Source organism: Streptomyces sp. NPDC044704 (assembly GCF_056433525.1).
In genome coordinates this window covers 195,877-210,171 of record NZ_JBWKGY010000008.1, presented here as the reverse complement: position 1 = coordinate 210,171, position 14,295 = coordinate 195,877, and the positions used below count along the sequence as shown (strand labels likewise).

Annotated in this window: 13 protein-coding genes and 1 tRNA gene; 8 read left to right on the top strand and 6 right to left on the bottom strand. The window is 71.0% G+C overall.

Annotated features, from left to right (window positions below):
- Positions 1–228: 228 nt before the first annotated feature.
- The 5 genes from AC07B0_RS21650 (at position 229) to pth (ending at position 4,425) form a co-directional block, all read left to right on the top strand.
- Positions 229–300: transfer RNA gene (locus tag AC07B0_RS21650), tRNA-Gln, on the top strand.
- Positions 301–410: 110 nt separating this feature from the next.
- Positions 411–1,859 (top strand): bifunctional UDP-N-acetylglucosamine diphosphorylase/glucosamine-1-phosphate N-acetyltransferase GlmU, encoded by a 1,449-nt coding sequence (gene glmU / locus AC07B0_RS21645; protein ID WP_478898730.1) that lies wholly within the window; start codon positions 411–413, stop codon positions 1,857–1,859.
- A gap of 134 nt (positions 1,860–1,993) precedes the next feature.
- Positions 1,994–2,971, top strand: coding sequence for a ribose-phosphate diphosphokinase (locus AC07B0_RS21640; protein WP_031138975.1), 978 nt, complete (start codon positions 1,994–1,996; stop codon positions 2,969–2,971).
- 182 nt (positions 2,972–3,153) lie between these two features.
- On the top strand, positions 3,154–3,735 hold the full coding sequence (locus AC07B0_RS21635) for a 50S ribosomal protein L25/general stress protein Ctc (RefSeq protein WP_356872053.1): 582 nt from the start codon (positions 3,154–3,156) through the stop codon (positions 3,733–3,735).
- Positions 3,736–3,834: 99 nt separating this feature from the next.
- The gene (gene pth, locus AC07B0_RS21630; RefSeq protein ID WP_356872055.1) at positions 3,835–4,425 is read left to right on the top strand and encodes an aminoacyl-tRNA hydrolase; all 591 of its coding nucleotides are present in this window, start codon (positions 3,835–3,837) and stop codon (positions 4,423–4,425) included.
- Positions 4,426–4,491: 66 nt separating this feature from the next.
- Here the strand turns inward: pth and ppc are convergent, their stop codons facing one another.
- Entirely contained in the window at positions 4,492–7,254 is a 2,763-nt protein-coding gene (gene ppc, locus AC07B0_RS21625; protein WP_467296330.1) for a phosphoenolpyruvate carboxylase, read from the bottom strand.
- Positions 7,255–7,568: 314 nt separating this feature from the next.
- Between ppc and AC07B0_RS21620 the strand changes: the two genes are divergently transcribed.
- Positions 7,569–8,564: an acyl-CoA desaturase gene (locus AC07B0_RS21620; RefSeq protein WP_356872057.1), complete on the top strand. Its 996-nt coding sequence runs from the start codon at positions 7,569–7,571 to the stop codon at positions 8,562–8,564.
- Entirely contained in the window at positions 8,561–9,235 is a 675-nt protein-coding gene (locus AC07B0_RS21615; protein WP_125816680.1) for a TetR/AcrR family transcriptional regulator, read from the top strand. The genes AC07B0_RS21620 and AC07B0_RS21615 overlap by 4 nt, the downstream gene beginning before the upstream one ends.
- 61 nt (positions 9,236–9,296) lie before the next feature.
- Here the strand turns inward: AC07B0_RS21615 and AC07B0_RS21610 are convergent, their stop codons facing one another.
- A complete protein-coding gene (locus tag AC07B0_RS21610) occupies positions 9,297–9,692 on the bottom strand; it encodes a VOC family protein (RefSeq protein WP_356872060.1) in 396 nt (131 codons plus the stop codon).
- 2 nt (positions 9,693–9,694) lie between these two features.
- The gene (locus AC07B0_RS21605; RefSeq protein WP_478865402.1) at positions 9,695–10,585 is read right to left on the bottom strand and encodes a trans-aconitate 2-methyltransferase; all 891 of its coding nucleotides are present in this window, start codon (positions 10,583–10,585) and stop codon (positions 9,695–9,697) included.
- Positions 10,586–10,731: 146 nt separating this feature from the next.
- On the opposite strand from AC07B0_RS21605, the gene AC07B0_RS21600 reads away from it, so the two are divergent.
- Complete coding sequence (locus tag AC07B0_RS21600) at positions 10,732–11,229, top strand: MarR family winged helix-turn-helix transcriptional regulator (RefSeq protein ID WP_356872064.1); 498 nt, start codon at positions 10,732–10,734, stop codon at positions 11,227–11,229.
- Here AC07B0_RS21600 and AC07B0_RS21595 read toward each other — a convergent pair.
- The 3 genes from AC07B0_RS21595 to AC07B0_RS21585 form a co-directional block, all read right to left on the bottom strand.
- Entirely contained in the window at positions 11,188–11,961 is a 774-nt protein-coding gene (locus tag AC07B0_RS21595; RefSeq protein ID WP_356872066.1) for a response regulator transcription factor, read from the bottom strand. The genes AC07B0_RS21600 and AC07B0_RS21595 overlap by 42 nt on opposite strands.
- 512 nt (positions 11,962–12,473) lie before the next feature.
- Positions 12,474–13,433, bottom strand: a complete 960-nt coding sequence (galE, locus tag AC07B0_RS21590; protein ID WP_356872068.1) for a UDP-glucose 4-epimerase GalE — start codon at positions 13,431–13,433, stop codon at positions 12,474–12,476.
- Between the two features lie 97 nt (positions 13,434–13,530).
- The gene (locus tag AC07B0_RS21585; RefSeq protein WP_356872070.1) at positions 13,531–14,223 is read right to left on the bottom strand and encodes a response regulator transcription factor; all 693 of its coding nucleotides are present in this window, start codon (positions 14,221–14,223) and stop codon (positions 13,531–13,533) included.
- Positions 14,224–14,295 lie beyond the last annotated feature (72 nt).

The window sequence follows — 14,295 nt, the reverse complement described above, 5'->3', positions numbered from 1 at the left end:
CCAGCGAAATTCCCGCTTCCTCGTCGGCGTCGCCGCGTATCGGGGGAAAGGGGCCGAGGCCAGACCTGAGCCCGGAAGAACACCGGTGAGGGTTACCGCGGCTGCCTGTCCGTGCGCGTCTTGCGGGGCGCGGGACTTTACCGTCGCATCGAGGGCTGGTGGTACGGCATAGTAGGGGCGTCTAGTTGAGGCGGCACAGGCAGATGTCCGTTTTGGACTAGATCGCCATCCCCTGTGGTGTAATTGGCAGCACTGAGGCTTTTGGTGCCTTATGTCCGGGTTCGAGTCCTGGCGGGGGAGCCTTGCACGTTCGGGTCCTGACCTCCGCGGTCGGGACCCGGCTTCGTTTGGGGCCCCTGACCCCCCGCTATCCTTCACGGGTCCACCACCCGAAGCCGAAGGGCACACCCGTGAGCGCAACCCGCCCGGCAGCCGTCGTCGTACTCGCAGCGGGTGAAGGCACCCGCATGAAGTCGGCCACTCCCAAGGTTCTGCACGAGATCAGCGGGCGCTCGCTCGTCGGTCACGTGGTCGCCGCATCCCGCGAACTGGACCCCGCGCACCTCGTGGTCGTCGTGGGTCACGCCCGCGAGCAGGTCACCGCGCACCTCGCCGCGATCGACGCCGGCGTCCGCACCGCAGTCCAGTACGAGCAGAACGGCACCGGGCACGCCGTCCGGATGGCGCTCGAAGAGCTCGGCGGACCGGTCGACGGAACCGTGGTCGTGGTCTGCGGGGACACCCCGCTGCTGACCGGCGAGACGCTGGAGCAGCTCGCGCGGACGCACGAGGCCGACGGCAACGCCGTCACCGTGCTGACCGCCGAGGTGCCGGACTCCACCGGCTACGGGCGCATCGTCCGCGACGACGCCACCGGCGCCGTGACGGCGATCGTCGAGCACAAGGACGCCACCGACGCGCAGCGCGCGATCCGTGAGATCAACTCCGGGGTCTTCGCGTTCGACGGCGCGCTGCTGTCCGACGCGCTCGGCAAGGTGCGTACGGACAACAGCCAGGGCGAGGAGTACCTCACCGACGTGCTCGGCATCCTGCGCGAGGCGGGGCACCGCGTCGGTGCGGCGGTGGGCGCCGACCACCGGCAGATCCTCGGGATCAACAACCGGGTGCAGCTGGCCGAGGCGCGGGCGCTGCTGAACGCGCGGCTGCTGGAGCGGGCGATGCTCGCGGGCGTGACGGTCGTGGACCCGGCGAGCACGTTCGTGGACGTGACGGTGACGTTCGGGCAGGACGCGCTGGTGCACCCGGGTACGCAGCTGTTGGGTGAGACGCACGTCGGCGAGGGTGCCGAGGTGGGTCCGAACACGCGGCTGAAGGACACGCGGGTGGGTCCGCGGGCGCGGGTGGACAACACGGTGGCGGACACGGCCGTGATCGGGGAGTCGGCGAGCGTGGGTCCGTTCGCGTACCTGCGGCCGGGGACGAACCTGGGGCCGAAGGCGAAGGCCGGTACGTACGTGGAGATGAAGAACGCGACGATCGGCGAGGGCACGAAGGTGCCGCACCTGTCGTACGTGGGCGACGCGACGATCGGCGAGTACACGAACATCGGTGCGGCCAGTGTGTTCGTGAACTACGACGGTGAGCACAAGCACCACACCACCGTCGGCTCACACTGCAAGACGGGTTCCGACAACATGTTTGTGGCACCCGTCACCATCGGGGACGGTGCCTACACGGCGGCCGGCTCGGTGATCACCAAGGACGTGCCGCCCGGTGCGCTGGCCGTGGCCCGTGGCCAGCAGCGGAATATCGAGGGCTGGGTGGCCCGCAAGCGTCCGGGCAGCGCGGCGGCGACGGCCGCGCAGTCATCGGTGGACAAGGACTCCGGTCACCCGTGAGGTGAACTGACCGGAAACGGGTACGCCCGGGACGGCGTACCGTGATAGGTGCACGCAATTCGGCTGGCTCACCGTGTGCGGGACGGACGCACACGGGGGCGAGCAGCTTTCCACACGTCTGAGGAGACAGTGCTGTGACCGGGATCAAGACGACCGGCGAGAAGAAGCTGATGCTCTTCTCCGGCCGCGCCCACCCCGAGCTGGCCGAGGAGGTCGCGCACCAGCTGGGGGTCGGCCTCGTGCCGACCAAGGCTTTCGACTTCGCGAACGGTGAGATCTACGTCCGCTTCCAGGAGTCGGCACGTGGCGCGGACTGCTTCCTGATCCAGAGCCACACGGCTCCGATCAACAAGTGGATCATGGAGCAGCTGATCATGATCGACGCGCTGAAGCGCGCGTCGGCGCGCTCCATCACCGTGATCGTCCCGTCCTACGGTTATGCCCGTCAGGACAAGAAGCACAAGGGCCGCGAGCCGATCTCGGCGCGTCTGGTCGCGGACCTGCTGAAGACCGCGGGTGCGGACCGCATCCTCACGGTCGATCTGCACACGGACCAGATCCAGGGCTTCTTCGACGGTCCGGTGGACCACCTGTCGGCGCTGTCGGTCCTCGCGGACTACGTGGGTGCCAAGGTGGACCGCACGAAGCTGACGATCGTCTCTCCGGACGCCGGCCGTGTGCGGGTGGCCGACCGCTGGTGCGACCGTCTGGACGCGCCGCTGGCGATCGTGCACAAGCGCCGCGACAAGGACGTCGCCAACCAGGTGACCGTCCACGAGGTCGTGGGTGAGGTCCGGGGCCGCGTCTGCGTCCTGGTGGACGACATGATCGACACCGGTGGCACCATCTGTGCCGCGGCCGACGCGCTGTTCGCGCACGGCGCCGAGGACGTCATCGTGACGGCGACGCACGGCATCCTGTCGGGTCCGGCGGCCGACCGTCTGAAGAACTCGAAGGTCAGCGAGTTCGTGTTCACGAACACCCTGCCGGACCCGTCCGACCTGGAGCTCGACAAGATCACGGTGCTGTCGATCGCTCCGATGATCGCCCGCGCGGTGCGCGAGGTCTTCGAGGACGGTTCGGTGACCAGCCTGTTCGAGGAGCAGCAGTAACCGCTCCGCGGTAGATCCTTTTGGTGCGGCCTCCCCCGCCGGGTACACTCCTTGAGTTGCTCGGCGAGGGAGGCCGTACCTGTTTTCGGGTGCGGATGCTCCGTTATCGACGCGCTCTTCGTAGCAGGCCGTTTCGGCCGGGTGACTGTCATCTTGTTTCCGTCACCCCACGAGGAGTGAGCATGTCCGAGATCAAGCTTTCCGCCAAGATCCGTGACACCTTCGGCAAGGGCTCTGCCCGCCAGGCCCGTCGCGACGCCCTGGTTCCCGGTGTCATCTACGGTCACGGCCAGGCCCCGAAGCACGTGAACGTCGAGGGTCACGCCCTTCAGCTCGCGCTCCGTACCCCGAACGTCCTGCTGTCCCTGGACATCGAGGGTGAGGGCACCGAGCTGGTCATCCCGAAGGCCGTGCAGAAGCACCCGCTGAAGCGTTCGATCTCGCACGTCGACTACCTGATCGTGAAGAAGGGCGAGAAGGTCACCGTCGACGTCGCGATCGTCACCGAGGGCGAGCTGGCCGCCGGCGGCAACATGCTGGAGACCCTGCAGAACACCGTCTCCGTCGAGGCCGAGGCCACCCACATCCCGACCGAGGTCACCGTCTCCATCGCGGGCCTCGAGGCCGGCGACACCATCCACGCCAAGGACCTGGTCCTCCCGAAGGGCACCACCCTGGCCATCGACGGTGACGTCGCCGTCCTGCAGGTCGTCGCCCCGCAGGCCGAGGAGCCGGCCGCCGAGGCCGAGGGCACCGAGGCCTGAGCCTCGCCCCACCCCCTCAGCAGTTGCTGACCGACCGCCGTCCGGCTCCACTGGAGCGGGACGGCGGTCGTTCTCGTACACGGGCATAAGGAGCTTTTGATGTCGGACGACGCGGCGCCGTGGCTGGTCGTCGGTCTGGGGAACCCCGGGCCGGAGTACGCGGGCAACCGCCACAACATCGGGTTCATGGTGGCCGATCTGCTGGCCGAGCGGATCGGCGGCAAGTTCAAGGCGCACAAGGCCCGGGCCCAGGTGGTCGAGGGCCGCATCGGTCCGCCGGGCCCGGCGAACCGCCGGGTGGTGCTGGCGAAGCCGATGTCGTTCATGAACCTGTCGGGCGGCCCGGTGACGGCGCTGCGCGACTTCTACAAGGTGCCGCTGGAGCGGATCGTGGCGGTCCACGACGAGCTGGACATCGACTATCCGACGCTGCGGCTGAAGCTGGGCGGCGGGGACAACGGGCACAACGGCCTGAAGTCGATGACGAAGGCGATGGGCGCGGACTACCACCGGGTGCGGTGTGGCATCGGCCGGCCGCCGGGCCGGATGCAGGTCGCGGACTTCGTGCTGAAGGACTTCTCGTCCGCGGAGCGCAAGGAGCTGGACTGGTTCGTGGACCGGTCGGCCGATGCGGTGGAGTGCCTGATCCAGGAGGGCCTGGAGCGGGCGCAGTCGGCCTACAACTCGTAGCCGTCCACGCGCGAAGGCCCCCGTCACCGTTTCGGTGGCGGGGGCCTTCGTGTGTGTGTGGCGGGGTCAGCCGGTGTTGCGCAGGCCGGCGGCGACGCCGTTGACGGTGAGCAGCAGGGCGCGGGCCAAGAGCGGGTCCGCTTCCTCGCCGCGGGCGGCGGTCGCGCGCTGGCGGGCGAGCAGGGAGACCTGGAGGTAGGAGATCGGGTCGAGGTAGGCGTCGCGGACGGCGAAGGTCTGCTGGAGGACCGGGTTGGAGTCCAGGAGCTTCTTGCCGCCGGTGATGCGCAGGACCTCGCGGACGGTGAGCTCGTGCTCGGCTTCGATGCGGGCGAAGACGTGCTTGAGGTCCTCGGGGACGAGGGTGTCGACGTAGTGGCGTGCGATGCGCAGGTCGGTCTTGGCGAGGGTCATCTCGACGTTGGAGAGGAAGTTGCGGAAGAAGTGCCACCGCTCTCCCATCTCGCTGAGGGCGGCGTCCTGGCCGGCTTCGCGGAGGGCCTTGAGGCCGGAGCCGACGCCGTACCAGCCGGGGACGATCTGGCGGGACTGGGTCCAGCCGAACACCCAGGGGATGGCGCGCAGTCCGTCGAGGCCGGCTCCGGAGTCGGGGCGGCGGGAGGGGCGGGATCCCAGGTGGAGGTCGGCGAGCTGGTCGACGGGGGTGGCGGCGAAGAAGTACGCGGGCAGGTCGGGGTCTTCGACGAGTTCGCGGTAGGTGGTGTGGGCGGCATCGGAGACGATGTCCATGGCCGCGTCCCAGCGGGCGAGGGCCTCGTCGGACTGGCGGGGGGCGGTGTGGAGGGCGGAGGCCTGGAGGGTGGCCGCGACGGTCAGTTCCAGGTTTTCGCGGGCCAGTGAGGGGACGAGGTACTTGTCGGAGATGACCTCGCCCTGCTCGGTGACCTTGATCTCGCCTTCGAGGGTGCCCCAGGGCTGGGCGAGGATCGCGTCGTGGGAGGGGCCGCCGCCGCGGCCGACGGTGCCGCCGCGGCCGTGGAAGAGGCGCAGGCGGACGCCGTAGCGGTGGGCGACGTCGCGGAGCCGGCGCTGGGCGCGGTGGATCTCCCACTGGGAGGTGGTGATGCCGCCGAACTTGGAGGAGTCGGAGTAGCCGAGCATGACCTCCTGGACGTCGCCGCGCAGGGAGACGAGGCGGCGGTAGGAGGGGTCGGCGAGCATCTCGTCGAGGATGACGTCGGCGGCGCGGAGTTCGTCGGTGGTTTCCAGGAGCGGGACGATGCCGATCTTGGCCCAGCCGCCGTGGAGGTCGATGAGGCCGGCCTCGCGGGCGAGGACGGCGGCGGCGAAGACGTCGTCGGCGCCCTGGCACATCGAGATGATGTAGGACTCGATGACCTCGGGGCCGAACTTCTCGAAGGCGTCCTTGATCGCGCCGAAGACGCCGAGGGTCTTGTGGCCGGCGGCGTCGAGGGGGGCCGGGGTGGGGGCGAGGGGGCGGCGGGAGCGGAGTTCCTTGGCGAGGAGCTTCTGCCGGTAGTCGCGGGGCATGTCGGCGTAGCGCCAGGATTCCTCGCCGAGCCGGTCGAAGAGCTGGCCGAGGGCGTGGTGGTGGGCGTCGGCGTGTTCGCGTACGTCCATGGTCGCGAGCTGGAGGCCGAAGGCGGCCAGCGTGCGGATGGTGCGGTCCATGCGGCCGTCGGCGAAGAGGGCGCCGCGGTGTTCGCGCAGGGAGGTCTGGACGAGGGTGAGGTCGGTGAGGAGCTCGGCGGTGCCGAGGTAGTCGCGGCCTTCCTCGTGGGGGGTGCCCTTGGCGAGGCGCTCGCGGGTGTTGACGAGCTTCTGGCGGATGCAGGTGGCCTTGAGGCGGTAGGGCTCTTCGGCGTTGAGGCGCTTGTAGCGGGGGCTGATCTCGGGGAGGCGTTCGAGGTCGGCCTGGAGGGAGGTGAGGAGTTCCTCGGTGGCGCCGGTGTAGCGGATGGAGTTGGACAGCAGCCCGCGCAGGAAGTCGATCAGTTCGAGGGCGTCGGTGATGCCGTGTTCGTGCTGGAGGATCAGGACGTCGCGGGTGACGTCGGGGGTGACGTTGGGGTTGCCGTCGCGGTCACCGCCGATCCAGGTGCCGAAGGTGAGCGGGCGGGTGCCGGCGGGGAGCTCGACGCCGACGCGCTGGAGTTCGGCGGCGAGGTCTTCCAGTACGTCGCCGACGGCGCCGGCGTGGAGCTCGTCGAGGTAGTAGATGGCGTTGCGGGCCTCGTCGGCGGGCTCGGGGCGGACGACGCGCAGTTCGTCGGTCTGCCAGACGAGGTCGATGTTCTCGGCGAGCCGCAGGTCGTGGCGGCGGCGCTCGCCGGCCCCGGAGACGGGCTCTTCGAGGAGGGCGGCGATGCGGCGCAGCTTGTTGAGGACGCTGCGGCGGGCCGCCTCGGTGGGGTGTGCGGTGAAGACGGGCCGGACGTTGAGGTTCTTGACCGTCTCGCGCAGGTGCTCGGGGTCGGCGTCCTTGAGCATGTCGGCGGTGCGGGCCAGCAGGCCGCCTTCGGCGGCGCGGTGGGCGCGCAGTTCCTTGCCGCGGTGCACCTGCTCGGTGACGTTGGCGAGGTGGAAGTAGGTGGAGAAGGCGCGCACGAGCTTGGCGGCGGTCTCCAGGTCGGTGTCGCCGAGGAGGGCGGCCGCGGCTTCGCCGTCGGTGCGGGTGAGCGCGCGGACGCGTTCGACGAGGTCGAGGAGGTCTTGGCCCTCCTGGCGTACGAGGGTCTCCCCGAGGAGGTCGCCGAGGCGGCGGATGTCCGCGCGCAGCTCTGCGTTGGCCGTGTCCGCGGCGGTCGCGGCGACGGAGGTGGCGGGGGCCTGGTCAGCACTGCTCACAGGTGCGGCTCCTTGCAGTGTTCGAGCGCTACTGGGCGGGGGGCTCCCGGGTGCGCGCGGCGGTGCCGCGTCCTGATGCGCAGCTCGGGCTGCCCGTGCGGACCGCGCTGTCCGACGACACCAGGATAGGTGTCCTGTGCGGGTGACCGGGCAGGGTGCCCGCCCAGTGGACCGTGCGGGTCGGAGCGGGAAGGTCCCGGCCGTGCTCCTCTTGCCGGAAGCGGCAGCTTTGCCATACTTACGATGCCGTAGGTTACGGATGCGTAGGTCCGGGCCCGGTGCCTGCCGACTCCTCACCCCCCGGGGGAACCCCCATGACCACCAGTCCCGATCTGATCGAGGACGCCTCGGCGTCCTCCGTGCGCGGTGGCGATCCCGCGTCCGAGCCGTCCGCGACGCGCGGCGGCGAGAGCAAGCGGTCCGTCGAGCAGGTCGCCCTGCTGCTGTTCATCACCGTCCCCTTCGTGGCGCTGCTGGCGGCGATCCCGCTGGCCTGGGGCTGGGGGGTGAGCTGGCTGGACGTGGGCCTGATGGTGTTCATGTACTTCCTGGCCTGCCACGGCATCACGATCGGTTTCCACCGGTACTTCACGCACGGTTCCTTCAAGGCGAAGCGGCCGTTGCGGATCGCGCTGGCGGTCATGGGGTCGATGGCGGTGGAGGGTCCGCTGGTGCGCTGGGTGGCGGACCACCGCAAGCACCACAAGTTCTCCGACCACGAGGGTGATCCGCATTCGCCGTGGCGGTTCGGTGAGACGGTGCCGGCCCTGATGAAGGGCCTGTGGTGGGCGCACATCGGCTGGCTCTTCGACGAGGAGCAGACCAATCAGCAGAAGTACGCCCCGGACCTGATCAAGGATCCGGCGATCCGGCGGATCTCGCGGGACTTCGTCTTCTGGACGCTGTTCTCGCTGGCGATCCCGCCGCTGGTGGGCGGTCTGGTGACGATGTCGTGGTGGGGGGCGTTCACGGCGTTCTTCTGGGGTTCTCTGGTGCGTGTGGCGCTGCTGCACCACGTGACGTGGTCGATCAACTCGATCTGTCACGCGGTGGGCAAGCGGCCGTTCAAGTCGCGGGACCGCAGTGGCAACGTGTGGTGGCTGGCGGTGCTGTCGTGCGGGGAGTCCTGGCACAACCTGCACCACGCCGATCCGACGTCGGCCCGGCACGGCGTGCTGCGCGGGCAGGTCGATTCGAGTGCGCGGCTGATCCGCTGGTTCGAGCAGCTGGGCTGGGCGAGCGACGTGCGGTGGCCGTCGGCCGAGCGGATCGATGCCCGGCGCCAGGAGAAGACGTCGAACCCGGCATGATGGGGGACGTGGCGATCGACGGCAGCAGTTCCAGCAGCGACAAGCCCCGGCGAGGCCGCCGGGTCCGGATGACGGGCGCCGAACGGCGTCAGCAACTGCTGGACATCGGCCGCGCCCTGTTCGCCGAGAAGGGTTTCGAGGGCACGTCGGTGGAGGAGATCGCGGCGAAGGCCGGGGTGTCCAAGCCGGTGGTGTACGAGCACTTCGGCGGCAAGGAGGGCCTGTACGCGGTGGTGGTCGACCGCGAGATGCGCCAGCTGCTGGACGGGGTGACGGGGGCTCTGACGGCGGGGCACCCGCGGGAGCTCCTGGAGCAGGCGGCGTTCGCCCTGCTCGACTACATCGAGAGTTATACGGACGGCTTCCGGATCCTGGTCCGGGACTCTCCCGTGGCGCAGTCGACGGGTACGTTCGCCTCGCTGATCAGTGACATCGCCACGCAGGTGGAGGACATCCTGGGTCTGGAGTTCAAGGCCCGCGGCTTCGATCCGAAGCTGGCGCCGCTGTACGCGCAGGCGCTGGTCGGGATGGTGGCGCTGACGGGTCAGTGGTGGCTGGAGACCCGGCGGCCGAAGAAGGCCGAGGTCGCGGCGCACCTGGTGAACCTGGCCTGGCACGGGCTGGAGAACCTGGAGCCGAGACCGCGGCTGGTGGGTCACCGCAAGAGCTGAGCGGACGCGACGGCGCCCCGTCACCGGAGGTCCGGTGGCGGGGCGCCGTCGCGTCACGCGGCTACAGGCAGGGCTCTTCCAGGCCGTGCCGTCGCACGTCGTGGGCCTCCAGGAACTCCAGCCGGTTGCCGACCGGGTCCTCGGAGTAGAAGCGCTTGTGGCCGGGCAGGTCGCCGTCCCAGACGACGGATGCCCCGCGCTCCTCCAGTCTGCGCGCGTACGCCTCGATGCCGCTCACCCTGAGGCCGGGGTGGGCCTTGCGGGCCGGGCGGAAGTCCTCTTCCACCCCCAGGTGCAGCTGGACGCCGCCGGCGGCGAACCAGCAGCCGCCGCGGGCGGCGAGGACGGGGGGTTTGGAGAGCTCCGTCATGCCCAGGACACCTGTGTAGTAGGCGCGCAGCGCGTCTTCCGAGCCGGGGGGCGCGGCGAGTTGCACGTGGTCGACGGCGGTGAGCACGGTCAGGCCTCCTTGCGGGCGACGGCGAAGATGCGGCGGAAGGGGAAGACGGTGCCGCGCGGGCCGGGCGGGTAGGCCTCGCGCAGGATTTCCCGGTATTCGGCGAGGAAGCGTTCGGCTGCCTCGCGGTCGTCGCCGAGGGCGGTGAGCACGGGCCGCAGGGCGGTGCCCTTGACCCAGTCGAGTACGGGGTCGGGGCCTTGCAGCATCTGGTGGTAGGTGGTTTCCCACACGTCGACGGCGCAGCCGAGCTCGGTGAAGCGGGCGAGGTATTCGGCGGGTTCGAGGAGGTGGATGTAGCGGGCGCCGTGGCCGGCGAGGCGGGAGCGCCAGCGGGCGGTGTCGCAGAGGTCGGCGAGCAGGCGGTGGCTGGGGGCGCCGAAGTTGCCGGGGATCTGGAAGGCGAAGGTGCCGCCGGGCCGCAGTCCGTTGATCCAGGCGGCGAAGGAGCCGGGGTGGCTGGGCACCCATTGCAGGGCCGCGTTGGACACGATCAGGTCGTAGGTCTCCTCGGGCATCCAGTCGGCGATGTCGCCGCGGCGGAAGTCGAGGTGGCCGCCGCCGGCGGTGGGTCCGGCGTGTTCGGCGGTGGCGCGTTCGAGCATCTCGGGGGACAGGTCGAAGCCGGTGATGCGGGCTTCGGGCCAGCGTTCGGCGAGGAGGGCGGTGACGTTGCCGGGGCCGCAGCCGAGGTCGGCGATGCGCAGGCCGGGGGCGCCCTCGGCGGTGCGGCGGGGGGTGGGGAGCTCGGGTATGCGGGTGAGGAGGTCCAGGAAGGGGCGGGTTCGGTGGCCGGCGTGCCGGAGGTACTGCTGGGGGTCCCAGGTGGGTGCGGAGGGGGTGGAGCCGTCCATGGCCTGGGGGCGCACGGCCGGAGCGATGTCGGAATGCATGTTCGAGCCTCCCTGCTGGTGGGGCGGTCGGAAGCGGAAGCCGTTCCGGCCACCTCCATGCCCCATGGTCGGCCAGAATATATCTCGTAGTCAAGATTCTTGATTTCAAGAGACTTCATGTCGACAGACCCCTTACACTGATCGGCATGGAGGACGAGGTCGACCGACTGGTCGCGGCATGGCGGCGAGAGCGCCCTGACCTCGACGTGGAACCGCTCGAGGTGCTCAGCCGCGTCAGCAGGCTCGCGCGCCACCTCGACCGCGCCCGCAGGCTGGCCTTCTCCGAGCACGGGCTGGAACCGTGGGAATTCGACGTGCTGACCTCGCTCCGGCGCGCGGGCGCGCCCTATCAGCTGTCCCCCGGGCAACTCCTGACCCAGACGCTCGTCACCTCGGGCACCATGACCAACCGCATCGACCGGCTCGCCAAGAAGGGCCTCGTCGAACGGCTGCCCGACCCCAACGACCGGCGCGGCGTACTCGTCCGGCTGACGCCCGAGGGCCGCGACCGCGCCGACCAGTCCCTCGCGGGGCTGCTGGCCCAGGAACGGGCGATCCTGGCCCAGCTCTCGACGGCGCAGCGCGGCGACCTCGCGGGGCTGCTACGCCAGTTGACCGCTCCGTTCGACAACGTCCCCGGGTAGTCCGGACAGTTCGGCGGGCCGTACGCCGGCCCTCCTGGCCAGGGCCACGGCAGCCAGCGTGGAGTGCACCCCGAGTTTGCCCAGCACGTTCTGCATGTGGGTGCGGACGGTGTGCGGGGACAGGAACAGCCGGGCCGCCACGTCCTTGCGGCCCAGCCCGGCCACCATGCAGCGGAGCACCTCGTGCTCCCTCGGCGTGAGGGATTCGACGAGCCGTTCGCTGTCCGTACGGTGCTTGCGGGCCGCGGTGAGCTCCCGGAGCACCCCGGTGAGCAGCGCGGGCGGCAGGTGGGTCTCCTCGCGCAGCACCCCCCGGATGACCGCGAGCAGCCGTGACAGGGAGCAGTCCTTCGCCACCCACCCGGAAGCGCCCGCCTGGAGGGCCAGGGCGGCCCGGCGGGGGTCGTCCCGTTCGGCGAGGACCACCGTGCGGACCCCGGGGTGGGCGACGCGCACCCCGGCGACGAGCGCGATCCCGTCGGGCCCGGGCGGCGCCCCGGAGCCCGGCTCCCGCTGGGCGGGTACGGTCCCGGCGGCGGCACCGAGGTCGGCGTCGACGAGCATGACGTCGAAGCGGCGGCCCTCGGCCGCCGCGCGTTCGAGACAGCGCGCGGCCGCGGGACCGCTGCCGGCCGCGGACACGTCCACGTCCGGCTCGGCCGCGAGCGCGGCTGCGAGGGACTCGGCGAAGATGCGGTGGTCGTCGACCACCAGAACCCGGATGCGAACCACAAAACCCCCAAGGGTCGGGGAACGGACGGCTGCGGGTACGACGCCCGGACCAGGAGGTCCACAGGGCGCCGCGGCCGCCGCCGCGACTTCTGTGCACTACCCCGGACCGGACGCCGTACCCGGCGTGTCTCGACCCCTGAATCAACACCGGCCCCCACCGGTGTCACGCATCAGCGTAGGGCCGGGGGCGTCTCGCGGTTGGCCGAATAGCAGAAGTTTTTCCAGGGATTTTCCGGTGGGCGGGTCCCGAACAGGCTTTGGGGTGGCTGGTTTTCGATGGCCCTGAGGGTCCGGACGGAGCAATCGGGGCCGGAGTGTGCCATGGGCAGTTGCACGAGGGGGCTTTCACCCGGCGTACGCACGCTGGGCGCCCGCGCAGAGCGCCCGCGCACCGCGCCCGCCGCACACGCGCACGCCCCCCGCACCGGTCGGGTGCGAGGGGCGCGGGGGACGGCCGCGGACCTGCGGCGCGCGGGGCGGGCCGGGGCAGGGCGGGCCGGGGTGGGCCGGGGTCAGGAACGCTGCCCGCGGGCGAAGTTCCAGGCGTCGGTGACGATGGTGGTCAGGTCCGAGCGGGTCGGGGTCCAGCCGAGGCGCTCGTGCGCCGCGCGCGCGGAGGCGACCAGTACCGCCGGGTCACCGGGGCGGCGGGCGGCGACGGTCTCCGGGATGTCCCGGCCGGTGACCTTGCGGACGGTCTCGATCACCTCGCGGACCGAGAAGCCGCTGCCGTTGCCGAGGTTGCAGACCAGGTGCTCGCCCTCGGCCGCCGCCTCCAGCGCCGACAGGTGCGCCTCCGCCAGGTCGGCGACGTGGATGTAGTCCCGTACGCAGGTGCCGTCCGGGGTCGGGTAGTCCTCGCCGAACACCGAGATGGAGGCGCGCTCCCCCAGGGCGACCTGGAGGACCAGCGGGATCAGGTGGGTCTCGGGATCGTGCCGCTCACCGAACTCGCGGTAGGCGCCCGCCACGTTGAAGTAGCGCAGCGAGACCGCCGCGAGGCCGTGCGCCACGCACTCCCCCGCGATCATGTGGTCGACGGCCAGCTTGGAGGCGCCGTAGGGGTTGGTCGGCGCGGTGACCGAGTCCTCGGTGAGCGGGCCGTCGGCCGGCTCGCCGTAGGTCGCGGCGGTGGAGGAGAAGATGAGCCTGCGGACCCCGGCGCCGCGCATCGCGTCGAGCAGGGCGAGGGTGCCGCCGACGTTGTTGTCCCAGTACTTGCCGGGGTTCACGACGGACTCGCCGACCTGCGAGGAGGCCGCGAAGTGCAGCACCGCGTCGTAGGAGGGGTCCAGGTGCTCGGCGGCGTCCTGGATCCGGCCGTCGATCACGGTGGCGCCCGCGGGGACTCCCTCGCCGAAGCCGGTGGAGAAGTTGTCGAGGACGGTGACCTCGTGGCCGGTCTCCAGGAGACGGGCGGCGACGACGCTGCCCACGTATCCGGCGCCGCCGGTGACCAGGTACTTGCTCACTCGCACTCCTACTGCTCGCGGACGCACGCGTACGCGCGTGCTGGTGACTGGCTTACCGGATTCCGCGGCTCCGGGGAAATCGCCGGAGCCGCGCGACTCATTCCGCGGCCGGCTGCGGACGGGCGGGCAGCACGGCCCGGTCCAGCAGGCCGGTGCGCGCGGCCAGGGCGGCCGCCTCCAGCCGCGAACCCACGCCCAGCTTCATCAGCACCCGCTGGACGTGGGTGCGGGCCGTGCTCGGCGCGATCGCCATCCCGGCGGCGATGAGCCGGGTGTCCTCGCCCTCGGCGACCCGGACCAGCACCTCCACCTCGCGCGGGGTGAGCATCCGCAGCAGCCGGCTGCCCTCGTCGTCGGGCTGGGCGGCGGGGTTGAGCAGCTCGGCGAAGGCCCCCTGCAACAGTTGGGGGGCGATCGCCACCTCACCCGCCCGGGCCTTGGCCAGGGCCCGTTCCACGCCCTCGATGCGCTCGTCGTGGCGTACGTAGCCCGAGGCCCCGGCGGCGAAGGCCGCGGCGATCCCGCGCGGGCTGGGCACCGGGCCCAGGACGACGACGGCGATCTGCGGGCGCTCCCGCTTGATCCGGGCGACGGGTTCGAAGATCCCGGGGTCGGCGGGGGTGGCGGTGCCGAACAGACAGACTTCCGGGGCGCGGCTGATGACCAGTTCGGCGGCTCCGGCCGTCGGCGCGGCCGCCGCGAGCACCCGGTGCCCGCGCAGTTTCAGTGCCGAGGCGAGCGCCTCGGCCAGCAGCCGGTGCTCGTCGACCACCATGACCCGTACGCCCATTCAAGGCTCCCACCCCAGATCCTTCTGACCCGGCAAGCTACACGCTTGTTCGACGGGGCGTGCCGGTTACCG